This is a genomic window from Leptolyngbya sp. FACHB-261 (genome assembly GCF_014696065.1).
Lineage (GTDB): Bacteria > Cyanobacteriota > Cyanobacteriia > FACHB-261 > FACHB-261 > FACHB-261.
Genome location: NZ_JACJPL010000031.1, coordinates 701,231 through 721,484, shown reverse-complemented (window position 1 = coordinate 721,484; position 20,254 = coordinate 701,231). Strand labels below are relative to the sequence as shown.

The 20,254-nt window shown below is 52.6% G+C and carries 19 protein-coding genes; 14 read left to right on the top strand and 5 right to left on the bottom strand.

Going from position 1 to position 20,254, the window contains the following annotated elements; genetic code table 11:
• Positions 1 to 115: 115 nt before the first annotated feature.
• On the top strand, positions 116 to 1,579 hold the full coding sequence (locus H6F94_RS28480; RefSeq protein ID WP_199320694.1) for an aspartate aminotransferase family protein: 1,464 nt from the start codon (positions 116 to 118) through the stop codon (positions 1,577 to 1,579).
• Positions 1,580 to 1,631: 52 nt separating this feature from the next.
• Here the strand turns inward: H6F94_RS28480 and H6F94_RS28475 are convergent, their stop codons facing one another.
• On the bottom strand, positions 1,632 to 3,152 hold the full coding sequence (locus H6F94_RS28475) for a peroxidase family protein (protein ID WP_190805634.1): 1,521 nt from the start codon (positions 3,150 to 3,152) through the stop codon (positions 1,632 to 1,634).
• A 555-nt stretch (positions 3,153 to 3,707) separates the two neighbouring features.
• On the opposite strand from H6F94_RS28475, the gene H6F94_RS28470 reads away from it, so the two are divergent.
• Positions 3,708 to 4,106, top strand: a complete 399-nt coding sequence (locus H6F94_RS28470) for a hypothetical protein (protein ID WP_190805633.1) — start codon at positions 3,708 to 3,710, stop codon at positions 4,104 to 4,106.
• 52 nt (positions 4,107 to 4,158) lie between these two features.
• Here the strand turns inward: H6F94_RS28470 and argB are convergent, their stop codons facing one another.
• Positions 4,159 to 5,079, bottom strand: coding sequence for an acetylglutamate kinase (argB, locus tag H6F94_RS28465; RefSeq protein WP_190805632.1), 921 nt, complete (start codon positions 5,077 to 5,079; stop codon positions 4,159 to 4,161).
• Positions 5,080 to 5,408: 329 nt separating this feature from the next.
• Here argB and H6F94_RS28460 point away from each other — a divergent pair, with 329 nt between their 5' ends.
• Positions 5,409 to 5,885 (top strand): PAS domain S-box protein, encoded by a 477-nt coding sequence (locus H6F94_RS28460; protein WP_190805631.1) that lies wholly within the window; start codon positions 5,409 to 5,411, stop codon positions 5,883 to 5,885.
• A 51-nt stretch (positions 5,886 to 5,936) separates the two neighbouring features.
• Here H6F94_RS28460 and H6F94_RS28455 read toward each other — a convergent pair whose 3' ends face one another.
• Entirely contained in the window at positions 5,937 to 6,356 is a 420-nt protein-coding gene (locus tag H6F94_RS28455) for a hypothetical protein (protein WP_190805630.1), read from the bottom strand.
• A gap of 223 nt (positions 6,357 to 6,579) precedes the next feature.
• Positions 6,580 to 9,192, bottom strand: a complete 2,613-nt coding sequence (gene acnB, locus H6F94_RS28450; RefSeq protein WP_190805629.1) for a bifunctional aconitate hydratase 2/2-methylisocitrate dehydratase — start codon at positions 9,190 to 9,192, stop codon at positions 6,580 to 6,582.
• Positions 9,193 to 9,505: 313 nt separating this feature from the next.
• On the opposite strand from acnB, the gene H6F94_RS28445 reads away from it, so the two are divergent.
• The 11 genes from H6F94_RS28445 to ald all read left to right on the top strand — a co-directional run bounded on the left by H6F94_RS28445 (position 9,506) and on the right by ald (position 19,273).
• Positions 9,506 to 9,844 (top strand): P-II family nitrogen regulator, encoded by a 339-nt coding sequence (locus tag H6F94_RS28445; protein ID WP_190805628.1) that lies wholly within the window; start codon positions 9,506 to 9,508, stop codon positions 9,842 to 9,844.
• A gap of 132 nt (positions 9,845 to 9,976) precedes the next feature.
• Entirely contained in the window at positions 9,977 to 11,464 is a 1,488-nt protein-coding gene (locus H6F94_RS28440; RefSeq protein ID WP_190805627.1) for an ammonium transporter, read from the top strand.
• 48 nt (positions 11,465 to 11,512) lie between these two features.
• Positions 11,513 to 11,695, top strand: coding sequence for a 50S ribosomal protein L32 (rpmF, locus tag H6F94_RS28435; RefSeq protein ID WP_190805626.1), 183 nt, complete (start codon positions 11,513 to 11,515; stop codon positions 11,693 to 11,695).
• A gap of 56 nt (positions 11,696 to 11,751) precedes the next feature.
• Positions 11,752 to 12,360 carry a sulfite oxidase-like oxidoreductase gene (locus H6F94_RS28430; RefSeq protein WP_190805625.1) on the top strand — a complete coding sequence of 203 codons (609 nt, stop codon included), beginning with the start codon at positions 11,752 to 11,754 and terminating at the stop codon, positions 12,358 to 12,360.
• A gap of 115 nt (positions 12,361 to 12,475) precedes the next feature.
• The gene (gene rpsL, locus H6F94_RS28425) at positions 12,476 to 12,853 is read left to right on the top strand and encodes a 30S ribosomal protein S12 (protein WP_190805624.1); all 378 of its coding nucleotides are present in this window, start codon (positions 12,476 to 12,478) and stop codon (positions 12,851 to 12,853) included.
• Positions 12,854 to 13,040: 187 nt separating this feature from the next.
• Positions 13,041 to 13,511, top strand: a complete 471-nt coding sequence (rpsG, locus tag H6F94_RS28420) for a 30S ribosomal protein S7 (protein ID WP_190805623.1) — start codon at positions 13,041 to 13,043, stop codon at positions 13,509 to 13,511.
• Between the two features lie 93 nt (positions 13,512 to 13,604).
• Positions 13,605 to 15,683 carry an elongation factor G gene (gene fusA / locus H6F94_RS28415; RefSeq protein ID WP_190805622.1) on the top strand — a complete coding sequence of 693 codons (2,079 nt, stop codon included), beginning with the start codon at positions 13,605 to 13,607 and terminating at the stop codon, positions 15,681 to 15,683.
• Positions 15,684 to 15,704: 21 nt separating this feature from the next.
• Positions 15,705 to 16,934 (top strand): elongation factor Tu, encoded by a 1,230-nt coding sequence (gene tuf, locus H6F94_RS28410; RefSeq protein WP_190805621.1) that lies wholly within the window; start codon positions 15,705 to 15,707, stop codon positions 16,932 to 16,934.
• A 108-nt stretch (positions 16,935 to 17,042) separates the two neighbouring features.
• Positions 17,043 to 17,360 (top strand): 30S ribosomal protein S10, encoded by a 318-nt coding sequence (gene rpsJ / locus H6F94_RS28405; protein ID WP_190805620.1) that lies wholly within the window; start codon positions 17,043 to 17,045, stop codon positions 17,358 to 17,360.
• Between the two features lie 150 nt (positions 17,361 to 17,510).
• Positions 17,511 to 18,155, top strand: a complete 645-nt coding sequence (locus tag H6F94_RS28400) for an LON peptidase substrate-binding domain-containing protein (protein ID WP_190805619.1) — start codon at positions 17,511 to 17,513, stop codon at positions 18,153 to 18,155.
• A 26-nt stretch (positions 18,156 to 18,181) separates the two neighbouring features.
• On the top strand, positions 18,182 to 19,273 hold the full coding sequence (gene ald / locus H6F94_RS28395) for an alanine dehydrogenase (RefSeq protein ID WP_190805618.1): 1,092 nt from the start codon (positions 18,182 to 18,184) through the stop codon (positions 19,271 to 19,273).
• Positions 19,274 to 19,299: 26 nt separating this feature from the next.
• Here the strand turns inward: ald and pheA are convergent, their stop codons facing one another.
• Complete coding sequence (pheA, locus tag H6F94_RS28390; RefSeq protein ID WP_190805617.1) at positions 19,300 to 20,160, bottom strand: prephenate dehydratase; 861 nt, start codon at positions 20,158 to 20,160, stop codon at positions 19,300 to 19,302.
• Positions 20,161 to 20,254 lie beyond the last annotated feature (94 nt).

The following is a 20,254-nucleotide window of genomic DNA, read 5'->3' as shown; positions in this document are numbered from 1 at the left end:
TCGATTATATATACAGAAGTGCCAATTGGCCCTAATTCTGCAAGCTAATTGAGTTAGAAGCCTTTACACCGCTCCAGCAGTGGGGGCAGGAATCTTCCTTAAACCCTTGCTGGAAATGAGAAAATCTTCCATCGGTCAGCCTTCCCACCAGAGCACAAAGACCTACGTTTTTGCGCAAACCGTTACAAACCATGCAGTCGACCAAGGGTTATCCGGTGGTAAGTTAAGAGGTCACTTTACTACACATAACCTCTCTGAACCTCCCATGGGGCAAGATATTCAACCCACTCAGGCCATTGCCGAAAAGCACCGCGAGTACCTCTGGCCCTGTGTGTCCAACTACTACGCTGAGCCTGTGGTGCTGGATCGAGGTCAGGGAGCTCAGGTCTGGGATGTCGCTGGTCAGTCCTACCTGGATTTTTTTGGCGGCATTCTTACGACCAGTGTTGGCCACAACCATCCCCGCGTAACTGAGGCGGTGCTGAGCCAGTCCCAAAAGCTTTTGCATTCCTCGACGCTCTATCCCAATGCGCCGATTGTGGATCTTGCGGAAAAGATGGCGGAGATCACTCCCGGCTCCTTGCAGAAAAGTTTTTTCTCGCCGAGTGGCTCTGAGGCGAATGAGACAGCTATCCAATTGGCGCAGTACGCCACTGGTTCGCTGGAGTTTCTGGCCTTGCGCCACGCCTACAGTGGTCACACAATTTTGACCACAAACATCACGGCTCAGAGCACTTGGCGGCAGTTGCCCAGTCAAGTACCCGGCGTGAAGCATGTTGCCAATGCTTACTGCTATCGGTGTCCCTACGGCCTGGAGTATCCCAGTTGTGAACTGCGCTGTGCCAAGGACGTGGAGCAGGTTATCCAGACCACCACGACTGGGCAAATTGCTGGCATGATTGCGGAGCCAATTCAGGGGGTAGGCGGCTTTATTACGCCACCACCAGAATACTTTGGCATTGTGGCTGAAACTGTGCGGAACTACGGTGGTGTGTTCATCAGCGATGAGGTGCAGACTGGCTTCGGGCGCACTGGCGGCAAGATGTTTGGCATTGAGCAGTGGGGTGTGGAGCCAGACATTATGACCATGGCCAAAGGGGTTGCTAACGGCTTGCCCTTGGGGGTCACGATTGCCAAAGCAGAACTGGCCGACCGATTTCCAGGGCTCTATGTCTCGACTTTCGGTGGCAATCCGGTGAGCTGTGCGGCGGCAGTTGCCACCATTGAAGTAATCCAGGTAGAAAATTTGGCCGATAATGCTGCGACTCAAGGCGCTTTACTCCGCTCCGGCCTGGAATCTTTGCAACAGAAATATCCGGTCATGGGCGATGTGCGCGGCATGGGTCTGATGCAGGGTGTGGAAATGGTCACTGATCCTAAAACTAAAGAACCTGCTACCAAATTCGTTGTGCAATTGTTTGAAGAAACTAAGAAACGCGGTTTGCTGATTGGCAAAGGTGGCTATTACGGCAATGTCTTGCGCATTACGCCGCCGCTGAATATCAGCAAAAGCGAGGTTGAAGAAGCGCTGGAGCTTCTTGATCAGAGCCTAGCGGTATTACAAACAGGTTTGCCCTAAATACAAAAGGCCCAAGCAGTAACCCCTCGGGCCTTTTGTAGAACTAAAAGAGTTAGGCGCTTGGTGCTGGCTTATCTCCTATAGGATTGAGGTCATCGACAAACCGCAGCAAATCGGCAAAGGTAAAAGTTCCAGGAACCTTTGCCGGTAGAGTCGGTTTCCAGTCGGGGCAGCGAGACAGGAACGAACTGCTATCGGTTTCTAGGAGACCAACAAAAACCTCGGCAATAATTCGGCTGCCCAATTGGCCTAAGTGTCTGCCGCCCGCCTGAATCTGCGCTTCCTTAAGGATGTAATACCAGAGCGGTGTTTCTATATGGAAGTTGTGTTGCTTCGCGACTGCGCCATCTGGACCTTCAGCGATTTGTGCTGGCTTCAATGGCTTAAGTCCCATGGACCTGGCAATGCTTTGGCCGGGTGGCAAACCTAAACTACTGCCACGCAATAGATTTCTAACGGCTAATGAACTGGGAGCAGGAACATTCGGTAAGTTTGCCAGAGGATTGACCAGGAAAGGATCCAGCTTACGGCTAGGATTGACCTTCACTGGAGCATCTAAGTCGAAGAATAGCCGCCAATCGATAATCCAGTTACTAGGAACGGGAATCTCAAAAAGATCATCCTTAGTACCAGATTTAGCTGTGAAGGCAAACAAAAGATCAAGTGTTGCAGGGGTGATAAAGCCAGGGCTCTTTTGATCGGTGGTAAATACTCGGTTGTAGTCATAAACCGAGCGAATCATGCTGTGGCCGAGACGATAGGCTGCTGCAGAAAATTCAACTGGAATAAAGGCCTCGCCAATCGGTTTGTAAAAAGCTCTTCCTTGTTTCAACACCAGATCCAGTTGCTGGATGTCGAGGATAAGGCGCAGAAAGTCGTGGAGAACAATCCACTGGTAATGCCAGATCACGATGTCTCTGGCTTCTTCAAAAGGCGTTTTGCGAACGGGAGAACTCTGCTTGATGCTGCCGTTCTTAATGCCCTGAACCACTTTATTGTGGAACTTCAGAAAGGCGAGATGAAGCTGGGCAACGATCAAATTCTCATCGTTGCGTGGGTCGCCAAGCACGGCAAGGCCACTGCTGACTCGGGGCAGATCGTTAGGCTTTGCTGCAATTGCTTCTTTGCTCGGTCGCCCATCAGCGGCGACTGCTGTGGTTGAACCAATTAGAAACTGGTCTGGATCATCGAGATCGTAGAGAAAGGGCTGCCCGCTGGGACCCGAACCGTAGACGCTATCTAAATCAAGGGCGGGAGTCCGAAAGTTTTGAATGGCTAATGGGTCAACCAAAACTTCTTTGAGCGCAGTTGTGTCGAGAGTGATGTCGTGATCAATGAATTGGCCAAGATAAGTGTAGCCAGCTGGAACACTAGGGTTATCGCCATCTCGATCTCCGTTTGGATTATCGGCTTTTGTATCGAGCATGGCATTGCCCAAATCGGTCAAACTCTCCTTGGAGGGTGTGAGCGGCCGCAGATTGGGAAATAACCTACCAAACTTTCCCGTGGGCACATATTGACCGAGAGGGTAATTGTCGCCTCTACGAGGACTAAAGCCGTGGAGTCTCTTCATTGTTATTGCTGCTCTGTTGTTTTAGTTAAGATTCAATCGTTCAATTTCTGGTTGAATGCTTAAGCTACAAATTGCTACATCCACACCCAAGAACCGGCAAAGTATTGCCATAGCCCAACTAGCTTCTTAGACTTAGCTCCTACAGAGGTGACGGGGCAGTTGCTTAATCCTCAGGCCATCTTAGGGATTGCAGCGCAGAACTGGCATTACCCTGCCGGGTACTATGCGGAGCAGGAATTAAGTGTTAGCAAGACTGACCTTATACAAGTCAAAACCTAGCAAGAAGCCCAATGACCCACTTGACATCTATCCAATACTTGCGATGGGGTCTTGAGCTAAGTAGTCATTGCTTCTCTAGCGTCACCTGGGGTCTTGAAGAAACTCCAGGTGACTAACCCCCAAGCTGTAAAGCACACAGATGGAGGCTAGTGGGCAGTTTAACACTGCTGATCCAACCCCTTGCGTGTGGGGCGAGTCGAGCGCGGCTATGGGCTGAGGCAATTCATTGCAATGAATTGCCCTCTCATTCCCCATTCAATTTTGGAGCATTTCCTCATGCGCCTGACTCAGATTCTTCAGCCCCAACTTTGCATTTCTGTAAGTTCAATTGCTAGGTTTTTAGGCATTCCCGAGCAGATGATCTGTCGCTACGAACACTGGCCCCATCAGCTATTCGTGCATCGTAAAGACCGAGGCGGACAGCTCGTTAGCTATCGTGTCTTTGCAGAATGGGTGGAAGCCTGCGCAAAAACCATTCAAGCCTGTGCCGACTTGCGAGTGCTGGAGTGGTTAGGACAAGTGATTCGGGCTGAGTGTCAACGCTTCGACTATTCCGAGCCGGTCGTTGAGAAGTGGCGGCAACTCTGGCGACAGCAGCATTACCAATTGAGAGTTACTCGTGCTCTAGCGGCTAAAACTGCATCCACACCTTCTCAAGGCTTGGGACAGTCTTAGCCGCAATACAGGCAACCAAAAAGTGAATTTATGCGGTCCTTCCAGGCTTGCTCTAAAGTGATTTCAGCAGCTCAGTCGGTAACGCTGGTTGACGCTCGTCCAGATCCGGATTCATCAAGCGCGAACCAACCAATTTAGTGCCAATACCCGCATCACTAAAAATTTCCAACAGCAATGAGTGGGGTACCCGCCCATCAATGATGTGAGCGGCACGAACACCTTGTGCCAAAGAGCGCACACAGCACTTAACCTTAGGAATCATGCCCCCAGAGATTACGCCCTTATTAATCAGCTCCCGTGCTTCCTGTACATCCAAGGCACTGATTAGGGTGCTGGGATCCTTGTAGTCCATCAAGAGCCCTGAGGTATCGGTGAGCAGGATCAGCTTCTCGGCATTCATTGCCGCAGCCAGTTCCCCAGCAACCGTATCGGCATTGATGTTGTAGGCCTGCCCAGTTTCGTCAGCCGCCACACTAGAAATCACAGGAATATGACCGCCTTTAAGCAGAGAATCTAGAATGCGCGTGTCTACGCTGTTGACCTCACCGACGAAGCCCACCCCTTCCTGCTCCGGTCGGGCCTTGATCAGGTTGCCGTCCTTACCGCATAGACCCACCGCAGAGCCGCCAGCCTGGTTGATCAGCTCCACGATCTCTTTATTGACCCGCCCCACCAGCACCATTTCGACCACTTCCATCGTCGCGGCATCAGTCACGCGCAGACCGTTTTTGAACTGTGGCTCAATGCCCAAGCGCCCCAGCCAAGAGTTGATCTCAGGACCACCTCCATGTACTAGTACTGGGCGCATCCCGACACAAGCCATAAACACGACATCGCGAATCACCTGATCTTTGAGCGTGCTGTCCTTCATCGCCGCACCCCCGTACTTGACGACGATTGTGCGCCCAGCAAACTGCTGGATGTAGGGTAACGCTTCACTGAGGACCTGAACGCGATTAGTGACATCGAGCATAAGTCTTGGGCCTGGGAGTCAAAATCTATGAACTACCCTACCCCGAGGAAGCGTTGCTGGCGCAAAAATCTGAGCTACAAAAACTAGAATTTCTAGATTAAATGACATCTAGCAGAGATGGTTAAGCCCTGCAGGTAGTTTTACTAGGACATTGCTATTGTTGCTTAAATTGCTCAGTATTTTCTTCGTTAATGACGATATCTATATCATTGGCCTCCTAGCTTTCTGGCGTAGGTACATACGCCATTTTCACGAGGCCAGGATTCGTAAATGATTGCTATCGTCAGAATTATAGATATTCTCTAAAATAAAGTCTGCGAAGAAAGTTAATGAACGAACTAAAATCGCTTCGCACTCAGCTTGAAACTTCTCAGCAGAGCTACTGTGGCTGCTTAGGAAAAGCTGACATCGGTCTAGCTTTATGTCGGTTGGATGGAACCTTAGTAGATATAAATCTAGGCTATGCAGCTATTTTAGGCTACACGGTTGAAGAAGCACTCACGCTGAATTGTAAGAATATCACTCCAGAAAAATATGTAGAGCAAGAGTTAGCGGCATTTCAGGAACTCAAACGGACAGGGCTCTACGGTCCCTATGAAAAAGAATATATTCACAAAGATGGCCATCTAGTACCTGTGCGGATTTCAGGGCTGCTGCTAGAGCAAAACGGAGAACGCCTAATTTGCTGCAGTGTTGAAAATCTCACCCCAACTGCAAACGAATCGCCTTGTGAAATTCAGCTACAACCAGAGGCTGCAACAAACACAAAAAAGCCTGCACAGGCAGGCCAAAAAACTAACAGATGAGCTTAGTTTATAAGCTAGAGTGTCTGGCTAGCTTCAATTACGGTCTCTCAGCTATGGTCTCTCAACCGTTACCTCGCCGTAAGGGCTCTGCCAGACCGTGGTTCCGTTGTTATTAACCCGAACCGTCGTGCGCCCCTGTACAGGTGTTCTGCGGCGAGTCCGAGAGGTACGAGGCATGGATGAACCAGCCTGCTGATAACGAGAGGTCGGTGTGACACTGCCCTGAGTCACCGTACCGGCAGGATTGGAATCGCTATAGGGATATCGGTTAAGGTCAATGGCCTGAGCAGGCATGTTATTGCTTGGCTCAGGCCTATATCTATAAGGGTAGCGACTAGGATCAATAGCGCGCATAGGCGAGCTTTGTCGCTGATCATCGACTGTAATTTGAGCTGTGATTTGGGCTTGAGCCTTGCTGGTGCTCAGAAGGGCCAAGAGCACCAACAGAGAGGAAGCCAGAAGTTTTTGCATGGAGGCCGTCGGAGTGCTGAGTACCCCTAGAACGTGCCCGTCTTGCGGCAATCAAGCTTGAGCAAAACTGAGGCTTTACCAAGAGTTTATTCAGGCCCTAGGTGGGCCTAATTGCAATTCATATAGGGCTTGTATAAAACTTGCAATTGGACCCAAAATTCTGAGGGGGCATCATTCTTGACTAGGTCAGAGAATGATGCCCCCTCAGTAATAGCAAAGACAGCTACTGGGCTACTGCCACTGGCATACCCAAAATGTCCTCAATTTTCGGCATTTGCTCCAATGGAATAACCCGGCCTTCGTCCTCAAAGTCGGCAATCTGATCAAAGTTGAGATATCGATAGATATCGGCTGAGAGGGGCGCGATTTTTTTGGCTACAATCTGCCGGTACTCCTCGACAGTGGGAATGCGGCCCAACTGTGCGCAGGCTGCCGCTAACTCTGCTGACCCCAAATAGACCTGGGCTCCCTTACCCATGCGGTTGTTAAAGTTGCGGGTTGAGGTGGAAAAGACAGTGGTGTCGTCAGCAACTCGTGCTTGGTTGCCCATGCATAGAGAGCAGCCAGGCATCTCAGTTCGAGCCCCTGCCCCACCAAAAATGCCGTAGATTCCTTCCTGCTTGAGTTGGTACTCGTCCATGCGAGTTGGGGGGCAGATCCACAAGCGTCCTTTGACCGGCGGTTCGCCCTCGAGCACTTTAGCCGTAGCCCGGTAATGACCAATGTTGGTCATGCAGGAGCCGATAAATACCTCATCAATCCGATCACCAGCAACTTCAGAAAGCAGCTTAACGTTGTCAGGATCGTTAGGCGCGGCAACAATCGGCTCAGTAATCTGATCGAGATCGATCTCAATGATTTCGGCATACTCTGCATCCGCATCAGCTTCTAGCAGTACCGGATTAGCCAACCACTCTTCCATCTTGGCAATGCGACGCAACAGGGTTTTTGCATCTTGATAACCCCGAGCAATCATGTTGCGCATAAGGGCAATATTCGAGCGCAGATATTCTGAAACAGTTTCAGGGCTGAGCTTGATCGTGCAGCCCGAACAGGAGCGCTCGGCGGTGGCATCAGTCAGTTCAAAAGCCTGCTCCACCTTGAGGTCAGGTAAACCCTCAATTTCCATAATCCGACCGGCAAAGACATTCTTTTTGTTCTCTTTGCCGACCGTGAGCAACCCCTGTTGAATAGCGACATAGGGGATGGCATTCACAAGATCGCGCAGTGTTACGCCGGGCTGTAATTCACCTTTGAAACGCACCAGCACTGACTCTGGCATATCTAAAGGCATTGCTCCTAAGGCTGCTGCAAAGGCCACCAGTCCAGAACCGGCTGGGAAGGAGATCCCTAGCGGAAAGCGAGTATGTGAGTCCCCGCCTGTCCCTACCGTATCTGGTAAGAGCATGCGATTAAGCCAGGAGTGGATGATGCCATCGCCGGGACGCAAGGCCACGCCACCCCGCGAGGCAAAAAAGTCTGGCAGATCTTGATGAACCTTGATGTCAACCGGCTTGGGGTAGGCGGCTGTGTGGCAAAAGGTTTGCAGTACGAGATCGGCTGAGAAGCCCAGACAGGCTAGTTCTTTCAGCTCATCCCGAGTCATAGGACCAGTCGTATCCTGGGAGCCAACCGTAGTCATATGAGGCTCGCAAGATGTGCCGGAACGCACACCGCCTACCCCGCAGGCTTTGCCCACCATTTTCTGCGCTAGCGTAAAGCCTTTGCCGGTATCTATCGGCGCGACCGGACGAGTGAAGATGTCGCTAATTGGCAAACCCAATGCAGCTCGAGTTCGGTCAGTTAGCCCTCGACCAATAATGAGGGGTACGCGACCGCCCGCTCGGACTTCATCAGCAAGCGTTGTGGGTTTAAGTTCAAAGTTTGCCAAGACTGCGCCGGTCTCGCTTACGATGCGACCTTCATAGGGGTAAATCGTGATCACCATGCCCGTTTCTAGGCGAGTAACATCGCACTGAATCGGCAGAGCCCCAGAATCTTCAGCAGTGTTAAAGAAGATCGGCGCAATCGCGCCCCCTAGAATCACACCGCCAGAGCGCTTGTTGGGTACATACGGAATATCGTTGCCAATGTGCCAGAGCACCGAGTTAATCGCTGATTTGCGCGAAGAACCAGTGCCGACGACATCGCCAACATAGGCAACCGGGTGTCCCTTGCTCTTGAGTCCAGCAATCGTTTGTAGGGCTCCAGGCAGGCGCGACTCCAGCATGACCTGCGCATGCAATGGAATGTCTGGCCGGGTAGTGGCGTGGGATGCTGGCGATAAGTCGTCGGTGTTAGTCTCTCCAGGCACCTTGAAGACCGTCACCGTAATTTGCTCTGGTAAGGGTGCACGGCTAGTAAACCAGTCAGCTGCAACCCAAGAATCAACAACCTGTTGCGCGTAAGCATTGGTCTGCGCTAATTCAACAACCTCGTGGAAGCTGTCGAATACCAGTAACGTCTGCCTCAAGGCGTCGGCTGCGGCCTGAGCAATGTCAGGGCGGGCATCGCTCAATAGATCGATCAGGATACGCACGTTGTAGCCCCCGACCATCGTGCCCAGGATTTCGATCGCCTGGCTAGGGGACAGCAACGCTGATGTGGTTTCGGCCTTGGCGATCGCTGCTAAAAAAGAAGCCTTAACATAAGCTGCTGAGTCTACGCCGGGGGGCACGCGCTCCCGCAGCAGCTCCAGCAATTCCGCGCCATCACTGCCATGAGGGGTACTCTTCAGCGATTCGCAGAGGGCGGCAGTTTGCTGGGCGTCCAGAGGTAGGGGTGGCACTCCCAGGGCAGCCCGTTCCGCAACGTGTTGACGGTACTGTTCCAGCATGGCGTTCTCCAAATGCGCATGAAAGTAGTTAAAGACTCTAAAGCTGTGAGGCTCGCAGGTTTGACCGTACTGCGCAACCAACTTTGCAAACCGTATCAGACTGTACGCCCTCTTCCTGCGTCACAGTCCTCCTATCGCTATCCTAGCCAATTGGTTAGATTTCTTTACTAAAAGCTGCCGTGCAAAGACTGGAAAAATACAGTAGTCTCTGCTACATATCTCTCGAACAGTCGGGTGCTAGAAGAGTGTCAAGCCTAAGCAACTGCGGCTGTAGGCGACCGAGACTTTGGGTAGTAGAGGAGCAAGGAACAGTTTGAAAAAGGTAGAAGCAATCATCCGGCCCTTTAAGCTGGACGAGGTCAAGATCGTTTTGGTGAATGCTGGCATTGTCGGCATGACTGTCTCGGAAGTACGCGGCTTTGGCCGCCAAAAGGGCCAGACCGAGCGTTATCGAGGCTCTGAGTACACCGTAGAGTTTCTGCAGAAGCTCAAGGTTGAAATTGTGGTCAATGATGACCAAGTTGAAATGGTGGTGGAAAAGATCATTGCTGCTGCCCGTACTGGTGAAATTGGAGATGGCAAAATTTTCGTCTCTCCAGTTGACGAAACAATTCGAATTCGAACGGGTGAGCGCAACCTGGAAGCGATTTAGTTGAACTGGTTACACTGGCACAGCTTCCCTAAAAGAATGCCTTGCCACAGACCCGTGACGCCTCCGAGAGGTTCATGGGTCTTGTCTTTTCAGAGCTTGTGTAGTGCAGACGGAATCTTGGAGAACAGCTTGATGGGCAGAGCAGACCTGGTGAGAATTGCCTGCCGGGGCATTGGCGGCGGTTTATTAACTAGCTTGCTGTTGGTAACTAGCTTGCTGCTGGCAGAACCTGCCCTCGCTCAAACCACCGCTCAAGTTATTCCTCCTGCAGGTATGCCGACTTCCCCTGCGACTGCCCAGCACTCTGCTGATATTCTCTGGACCTTGATGACCGGAGCCTTGGTTTTCCTGATGCAGGCAGGCTTCGCCATGCTAGAAGCTGGTTTTACGAGGGCGAAAAATGCCGCTAACGTCATGATGAAAATCATCGTGACGGTTTCCATCGCCTTTTGTGGCTTCTGGTTTGTCGGCTTCGGCTTGATGTTTGGCAGCAATCCATCGGGCTGGATTGGCACAAACTGGTTTGCATTGGGCTTTGATGCCACCACCAAACTCGCGGCTGTTCCCAGCAACATTACACTGGCTCCAGGTGTTGATGCGGGCTGGCCCTTCACCTTCTTCTTCTTTCAAGCTGTATTCGTAGCGGCTGCGGCAGCAATCGCCGCTGGTGCATTAGCAGAGCGAACGCGCTTTCTGGCTTACCTGATCTATGCCGTTGTCTTCTGCTGCCTGATCTATCCAATTGCTGGCAGTTGGCTCTGGAATGGGCTGTTTGCAGATTGGAATGGTGGCACGGTTGGTTGGTTGCAGAAGCTCGGCTTTATCGATTTTGCCGGTTCAACTGCAGTTCACTCAATGGGCGGCTGGGTCGCTCTAGCGGGTGCTTTAGTCGTTGGGCCGCGCACGGGGAAGTACAGTCGTACGGGTCAGGCACGCGCGATCCCTGGACATAACTTGCCTCTAGGCATGTTGGGCGTTTTCTTGCTTTGGTTTGGCTGGCTAGGCTTCAATGGCGGCTCCACTAATTTCGCTAATGTTGATGCGGGCTGGATCATTCTCAACACCAACCTGTCAGCTGCAGGCGGAGCTCTAGGGGCAACCTTCGCCTCCTGGGCAATCTTCTCCAAGCCCGATATGACTTTCGTGGGTAATGGTGTTTTGGCGGGAACCGTGGCAATTACCGCCCCCTGTCACACAGTGACCCCTTGGGCTGCCCTACTGATCGGCTGTATTGCTGGTGTACTAGCCTTGTTAGCCGCATTGACAGTCGAAACAGTCCTTAAGGTTGATGACCCGGTTGGTGCTTTTGCCGTTCATGGCGTCTGTGGATTGTGGGGCACGCTGGCAGCTGGCATCCCTTGGTTCGGCAATCCTTACTTTCCTGCGCGTGGCTGGCTGCAGTTGGGCATTCAATTGGTGGGTATAAGCGCAATTTTTCTCTGGGCATTTGGTGGTGGCTTATTCCTGTTTCTAATCCTGAGAAGAACTGTGGGCGTTCGAGTTTCGGTTGAGGAAGAACTCGCTGGCTTAGATATCAGCGAGCACGGTAACATCACTTATCCCGACTTTACGGGCATCCCAGGCAGCAATGCCAGCACAAAAGCTCCGCTCAAGCCCTAGAATGGGAGGGTTGTCAAGTTTGCCGTCTGCCCCAGACGCCTGATTGCTATGGCCGTTCCTAAGAAGAAAACCTCGAAGTCCAAGCGCGACATGCGCAAAGCAGTTTGGAAAGGCAAGGCCCGTCTCCAGGCTGAGCGGGCTCTGTCCCTAGGTAAGTCCATCCTGACGGGACGTAATACCGGTTTCGTTTATCCCACTCCTGAAGAAGATGAAGAAGGCGAAGAGGCATAGGCTAGAAACCTTTTTTACAATAGGTTTAGAGTTCTGACTTCCAGGTGCAGCGCTTCATGCTAGGCAAGTTTTTTCGCAAGCCCGATGCTAACCAGAGCGACCGAGTTCCTCCAGGTCAGCACCTCACCAACGGTTTTCCGGTATTGACCTATGGGCCGACACCTGAGGTGGCAACTGCAACCTGGACTCTTCGTCTGTGGGGATTGGTGGCTCAAGAGGCGCACCTGGGCTGGGATGAAGTAATGGCTTTGCCCCAGAGCGACTTCACTGCCGACTTTCACTGCGTGACTCGTTGGTCAAAGCTAGACGTGCAATGGACAGGCGTCAAAGTGCCTGACCTAATGAAGCTGGTGGAGTTGGATCCTCAGGCGCAACAGGTTTTGATTCATTGCTATGGTGGCTACACAACCAACCTTGCTCTGGAAGACTTCCTGCGGGAAGAGAACTTCTTTGCCCACCGTCTGTTCGGTGAACCTCTGCCAGCAGACCACGGCGGACCTATACGTTTGGTCGTACCTCACCTTTACGCTTGGAAAAGTGCAAAGTGGATCAACGGCCTAGAGTTCTTGAACCAGGAAGAACTAGGCTTTTGGGAGCGCAATGGCTATCATCGTCGGGGCGAACCTTGGTCCGAGGAACGCTACACTGACGGTTTGTTCAGCTAAGTCTCTAAGTTCTACTGCCTCAGTTCTACATGGGAATTGCTATGGCTAAGCAAAACCTGGTAGGATAAGGGATTGTTGAAATAAAAGTAACCATGTAGGTTTTACGCTAGTTCTCATGCCGACTATTCAGCAGCTCATCCGCGACGAACGTCAGGCCTCTAAGGTCAAGACCAAATCTCCTGCTCTTAAGAGCTGTCCCCAACGGCGCGGTGTCTGCACTCGTGTCTACACTACAACGCCTAAGAAGCCAAACTCTGCTTTGCGTAAAGTAGCTCGTGTGCGGCTTACGTCCGGTTTTGAGGTGACTGCTTACATTCCTGGCATTGGCCATAACCTGCAAGAGCACTCTGTGGTTATGATTCGGGGAGGGCGGGTCAAGGATCTGCCTGGCGTCCGCTACCACATCATCCGCGGTACCTTGGACACAGCAGGTGTTAAAGACCGTAAGCAGGGTCGCTCGAAGTACGGTGCCAAGCGTCCGAAAGCAAAATAGGGTAGCTCCTAGCTTTCCGTCGACGTCTAAACTGCCTAGGGCTCAGCGTCCAGTTGCCAATCGAACTTGTGTTCTGGCAATCTGAACGCTTTCGAATGTAATGTGAAGCAGCGTTGGCCTAGTTGTTTAGGTCTTACGCAACTCTCAGTTAAAACTCCATCAGCACCTCTGGAAAAAAACTCTCACCATGTCTCGTCGTACTTCCGCTACCAAACGTCCTGTCCCTCCCGATCCGGTTTACAGCAGCCGCCTAGTCAGCATGATGGTTCGCCGCCTCATGGTGAGCGGTAAGTATTCTGTTGCTTCTCGCATTGTCTATGACGCTCTAAAAGCGATTCAGGAGCGGACGGGCAATGATGCTCTAGAGCTTTTTGAGCGGGCTGTGCGCAATGCAACGCCCCTCGTCGAGGTCAAAGCTCGTCGGGTTGGCGGTGCGACTTATCAAGTACCCATGGAAGTACGCGGCGACCGGGGCACTGCATTAGCATTGCGCTGGATCACGCAGTTCTCGCGCCAGCGTGCGGGTAAGAGCATGGTCAGTAAGCTTGCCAATGAGCTGATGGATGCAGCTAACGAGACCGGCGGCGCTATTCGTCGTCGTGAAGAGACGCACCGCATGGCTGATGCTAACAAGGCGTTCGCCCACTATCGCTACTAAGTCCCCCCTAAAGCTTCGACGAAAGTATAGAATCTTTACGGAAGGCCTTGAACTTTCAGTCAAGCCTAACCTGTCCAAACCAAGGAGGTAGTTGTGGCACGTGCCGTTCCCCTCGAGAAGGTACGCAACATAGGAATCGCAGCCCACATTGATGCTGGGAAGACGACGACTACCGAGCGTATTCTGTTTTACTCCGGCGTGGTCCATAAGATCGGTGAGGTCCACGAAGGAACAGCGGTCACCGATTGGATGGAACAGGAGCGGGAACGGGGCATTACGATCACCGCAGCCGCTATTTCTACCAGTTGGAAAGACCATAAAATCAATATCATCGACACGCCGGGTCACGTGGACTTCACCATTGAGGTGGAGCGCTCCATGCGGGTGCTGGATGGTGTGATTGCCGTATTCGATTCCGTAGGTGGTGTTCAACCCCAATCGGAGACAGTATGGCGTCAGGCGGACCGCTATCGGGTGCCCCGGATCGCGTTCGTCAACAAGATGGACCGAATGGGCGCAGACTTCGTCCGAGTTTACAAGCAGATCGTAGATCGACTGCGCGCTAATGCAGTTCCCATTCAGCTGCCGATTGGTGCTGAGGCTGACCTCAAAGGCATCGTAGACTTGGTCGCCTTGAAAGCCTATATCTATAACAATGACTTAGGTACTGACATCGTCGAGACCGACATTCCTGCCGATATGGAGGAGTTGGTTGAAGAGTACCGTGCCAAGCTGCTAGAAGCGGTAGCGGAAACCGACGATGCGCTGATGGAGAAATTCTTTGCTGAAGAGCCTCTAACTGAAGAAGAGGTTCGAACTGCTCTCCGCAAAGGGACCATCGCAGGCACAATCGTGCCTATGCTCTGTGGCTCTGCCTTCAAGAACAAGGGAGTCCAACTGCTGCTGGACGCTGTTGTTGATTACCTGCCTTCTCCCCTTGAGGTTCCAGCCATTCAAGGGACCAAGCTGGATGGCTCTGCCGTTGAGCGTCATGCTGACGATGAAGAGCCGATGTCTGCGCTTGCCTTCAAGATTATGGCTGACCCCTTCGGTCGCCTGACCTTCGTACGCGTATACTCAGGGATCCTCAGGAAGGGCAGCTACGTTCTCAACTCCACGAAGGGTAAGAAAGAGCGCGTCTCTCGCCTAATCGTGTTGAAGGCTGACGAGCGGACCGACGTCGATGAGCTTCGGGCGGGCGACCTAGGAGCCATGCTGGGTCTGAAGGACACCTTCACAGGGGATACCCTGTGTGAAGAGTCCTCTCCAGTTATTCTGGAGTCCCTGTTCATTCCTGAGCCGGTTATCTCTGTTGCAGTTGAGCCGAAGACCAAGCAGGATATGGACAAGCTCTCCAAGGCGCTGCAGTCGCTTTCGGAGGAGGATCCCACTTTCCGTGTCAACGTCGACCCAGAGACTAACCAAACGGTAATCTCTGGTATGGGCGAGTTGCACCTGGAAATCCTGGTAGACCGTATGATGCGAGAGTTCAAGGTCGAAGCTAACGTGGGTGCTCCCCAGGTGGCTTACCGTGAAACTATTCGTAAGCAGGTCAAGGCTGAGGGCAAGTTTGTCCGTCAGAGTGGTGGTAAGGGTCAGTACGGTCACGTTGTGATTGAACTTGAACCTGCCGAACCAGGAACAGGGTTTGAATTCGTCTCCAAAATCGTTGGCGGCTCGGTTCCTAGGGAATATATTGGTCCTGCGGAAGCGGGTATGAAGGAAGCCTGCGAAGGTGGGATTCTGGCTGGCTTCCCCGTGATCGATGTACGTGCCACGTTAGTCGACGGCTCCTACCACGATGTTGACTCTTCGGAAATGGCCTTCAAAATTGCAGGCTCAATGGCAATTAAGGATGGCTTCCTAAAAGCCAGCCCAGTCTTGCTGGAGCCGATGATGAAGGTTGAGGTAGAAGTACCAGAAGACTTCCTAGGCACCATCATGGGTGATTTGAACTCTCGCCGAGGTCAAATCGAAGGTCAGGAAAAGGCAGCTCAAGGCTTAGCAAAGGTCGCTGCCAAAGTGCCCCTGGCGGAAATGTTCGGATACGCCACCGACATCCGCTCCAAAACCCAGGGTCGGGGCATTTTTACGATGGAGTTTAGTCACTATGAGGAAGTTCCTCGGAGTGTGGCTGAAGCCATCATTGCAAAGAGCAAAGGGAACGCGTAGTAGGACGAGGAAGACAACTCAATGGCACGTGCAAAATTTGAGCGGACCAAACCCCACGTCAACATTGGCACCATTGGTCACGTTGACCACGGTAAGACCACGTTGACGGCGGCGATCACGATGACCTTGGCAGCACTGGGCCAAGCTCAGGCTCGCAAATACGCAGATATTGATGCAGCTCCTGAAGAGAAGGCGCGCGGCATCACGATCAACACCGCCCACGTGGAGTATCAGACCCAAACTCGTCACTACGCCCACGTGGACTGCCCCGGTCACGCTGACTACGTGAAGAACATGATCACGGGTGCAGCGCAGATGGACGGTGCAATCCTAGTGGTATCTGCCGCAGATGGCCCCATGCCTCAGACTCGTGAGCACATTCTGCTAGCCCGTCAGGTCGGCGTTCCTAATATTGTGGTGTTCCTGAACAAGGAAGATCAGGTAGATGACGCTGAACTGCTGGAACTAGTGGAACTGGAAGTTCGTGAGCTGTTGGATTCCTACGACTTCGCTGGCGACGATATCCCAATTGTGGCAGGCTCAGCTCTACTGGCTGTAGAGAAGATGACCTCTGATCCCAAGACCATTCGGGGTCAGGACAAGTGGGTCGACAAGATCTACGACCTGATGGACGCGGTGGATGCTAGCATCCCCACACCTGAGCGGGACATCGACAAGCCCTTCCTGATGGCGGTTGAAGACGTCTTCTCGATCTCGGGCCGGGGTACGGTCGCCACAGGCCGGATTGAACGCGGTAAGGTCAAGATTGGCGAAACGATCTCGATTGTAGGCATCAGAGACACCCGTGAAACCACGGTAACTGGCGTGGAAATGTTCCAGAAGACCCTTGATGAGGGTATGGCTGGCGACAACGTGGGCTTGCTACTACGGGGTGTTAAGAAGGAAGACATTGAGCGGGGGATGGTGCTAGCCAAGCCTGGTTCAATCACCCCTCACACCCAGTTTGAGGCAGAGGTCTACGTGCTGAAGCAAGAAGAAGGTGGTCGTAAAACGCCCTTCTTCCCCGGTTACCGCCCTCAGTTCTACGTACGTACAACTGACGTAACGGGTACCATCACCTCTTTCACCTCTGACGATGGCAGCACTGCCGAAATGGTGATGCCCGGTGACCGCATTAAAATGACGGTTGAACTGATCAAGCCCATCGCTATTGAGCAGCAAATGCGCTTCGCGATTCGCGAAGGTGGCCGTACAGTTGGTTCTGGCGTGGTTTCTAAGATCGTCAAGTAGAACTTGCGCTAAGTAAACCTTAGTTAGCGATTCAACTTCTCTTAGAGCGGTAGACAGGTGCAAGCCTGCTCTGCCGCTCTGTGCTCACTCCACTTTCTCTACTGAACAATGGCAACTATCCAACAGCAAAAGATTCGCATTCGGCTGCAAGCCTTTGACCATCGGCTGCTTGATACCTCTTGTGAGAAGATTGTCGATACTGCTAACCGTACTAACGCAGCAGCGATTGGCCCTATTCCTTTGCCGACCCGGCGCCGCATCTACTGTTTGTTGCGCTCACCCCACGTCGATAAGGACTCTCGGGAACACTTCGAAACCCGGACCCACCGTCGTATTATTGATATCTATCAGCCATCTTCTAAAACGATTGATGCACTGATGAAGTTGGATTTGCCAGCTGGTGTAGACATCGAAGTCAAACTCTAATCGCCCGTTTCAAGGCTCTCTTTAATGAGGTTGCCCTGTTCCCTGTCATGGGGGGCAGGGCTGTCTGTGTATCTTAGCCACAGCGCTGAACCCTGAATAACCCGTAGAATAGAGTAGTTGAAAGCACTCAATATTTCCTAACCACTGGTAATGGCCTTCCCTTCCTCTATCGCGGTCTGCGAACTACCCCTATTCCCGCTTGGGGATGTTGTGCTGTTTCCAGGGCAGCCTTTGCCGTTACACATCTTTGAGTACCGTTACCGGATCATGATGAATACCATCCTCGATAGTGATCGTCGCTTCGGGGTCTTAATGGTAGATCCGGTTCGAGAGGAACCCGCTCGAATCGGCTGCTGCGCCGAGATCGTGAAGTATCAACGTTTGCCAGACGGTCGACTGCGGGTTTTAACACTAGGACAACAGCGTTTTCAGGTGTTGGACTATGTGCGTGAGAAACCCTACTACGTCGGCTTAGTGGAATGGCTCGAGGATGCAACCCCTGCTCAGGATCTGGGGCCACTGGCTGACGAAGTGAGTACGCTGCTCAAAGACGTCGTGCGTCTGTCTGCCAAGCTGATGGAGCAGGACATCGAGCTACCTGACGATTTGCCAACTTCACCCACAGAGTTGTCCTACTGGATTGGGCGCAACCTCTCTGGAGCGAGTGTAGAGCAGCAAATGCTACTGGAAATGTTGGACACCGAGGCTCGCTTGCGCCGGGAAGCTGACATTTTGTCTTCTACCCGTAATCATTTGGCTGCCAAAACTGTTTTGAAAGATACTCTCAGCAGTTGAACTTACCTTGAATTCAAATTGAATCTATGCGTATTGGTGTACCTCGAGAGGTCAAGGATCAAGAGTTTCGTGTTGGACTAACCCCCAGTGCGGTGCAAGCGCTGGTCCATCGGGGACACCAGGTACTGATTGAGGCAGGCGCAGGCACGGGGGCAGGTTTCACAGATGCCGATTACGAGCGGGCCGGAGCCAAATTAGCTAACAGCCCTGAGACTATCTACGAGCAGCAGATGGTGGTCAAGGTGAAAGAGCCTCTGCCCTCTGAGTACAAACTGCTACACCCAGATTTGCTGCTGTTTACCTACCTGCACCTAGCCGCAGATGAAGTACTGACCACTGCACTACTGAAGTCAGGAGCGACCTGTGTTGCTTATGAGACGGTGCAGGCTAACAACGGTCAGCTGCCACTTCTGGTGCCGATGAGTGTGATTGCAGGACGCTTGTCGGTGCAGTTTGGGGCGCACTACTTGACTCGGCAGCAGGGCGGGCGCGGTGTACTCTTAGGGGGCGTGCCTGGGGTACGACCTGGACGGGTGGTCGTTTTAGGCGGTGGCATTGTTGGGACCGAGGCCGCGCGCATGGCTGTAGGTTTGGGGGCACGCGTGCAGATCTTTGATGTGAACCTGAATCGGTTGTCTGAACTAGAAACGATCTTTGGTTCACGCGTGGAGCTTCTGTACAGCACGCCTGCAAACATTGAAGCGGTTGTGCCCGAAGCTGATTTGCTGATTGGTGCGGTGCTGCTACCCGGACGCCGGGCACCGGTGCTGGTATCTCGTGAACTGGTTAGTCAGATGCAGGCGAGAACAGTGATCGTTGATGTGGCAGTAGACCAGGGTGGTTGCATTGAGACTATGCGCACAACCTCGCATACCCAACCGGTGTACGAGGAAGCTGGCGTTCTGCACTACGGTGTTCCCAATATGCCGGGAGCGGTGCCCTGGACAGCTACCCAAGCTTTAGTCAATGCGACCTTACCTTACGTCATTGCCTTAGCTGATTTCGGCGAAGAAGCTCTGGACAAAGATCCTATGCTGGCGCGGGGGCTCAACATTAAGGCTGGCAAGATTACTTATCCGGCTATAGCTGATGCCTTCCCTCACCTGCCCAGGGCTTGAACGGTGTACCTGACGCTGGTTGGCAATTAGGGCTCTGAGGTGACAGGGCGGGCCAAAGACAGGACTGAATAGCTGCCAAAAATCTTGAGGGTTTCAGCATAGGCCCGCAATTCCTCTATGGCAGAGCGGACCCGCTCCTCGTTAGCATCAGCTTCTAGATCTAGAAAGAACAGATAGTCCCCCAACGAGCGTTTGGTGGGGCGGGATTCGATACGGCTGAGATTGATCTGGCGGCTAGCGAAGATCGAGAGCGGTCGCATCAGCGCACCAGGGACATTAGCTGGAACGCTAAAAGCCAAAGACGTATGGCTACCACCCGTCGCTGCTTGCAAGCTGAGTGCCCAGAAGCGAGTGCAGTTGGCTGGGTGGTCATTAATCGCCCGCGCCAGGATGGGCAGATTGTATAGGCTCGCCGCTCGCTCCGCGGCAATCATCGCCATTGTGGGGTTGTCGAGGTAGTCAAGCGCCTCCGTTGTGGAACTGGTGGGAATCAGTTGCACTTGAGGCAGGTTCTGCTCTAACCACTGCTGGCACTGGGCCAAACCTTGCGGATGAGAGTAAACAGTCTGAATCTGCTTGAGGTCAACTGCTCGGGAGATTAGGGTTTGGGTCACTGGTAACACCAGAGCTTGCTGGACTTGTAGCCCGTCTAGCGCCCACAGTGTATCCAGGGTTGTGGTGACGCTACCCTCAATCGAGTTCTCAACTGGAACAATGGCGCGTTCGACCTCCCGCCTAGCTACGGCCTTAATTGCTTGAGGGATGCTGGCATAGGGACAGAGCCCTGTAATCTGCTCCGGATTCAGCAGTTCTAGATAACGCAGAGCTGCAGTTTCGCTGAAGGTACCGGCTGGGCCAAGGTAAGCAATCGAATAGGAAGTGACCATGCTGATATCCTGCCATTTGAGGATAACCATCGGGTTGGTTGTGACCCCTCTAAGCTCAAAGAAGGTTATCTGCTAGCTCACCTCAAGGTACAAG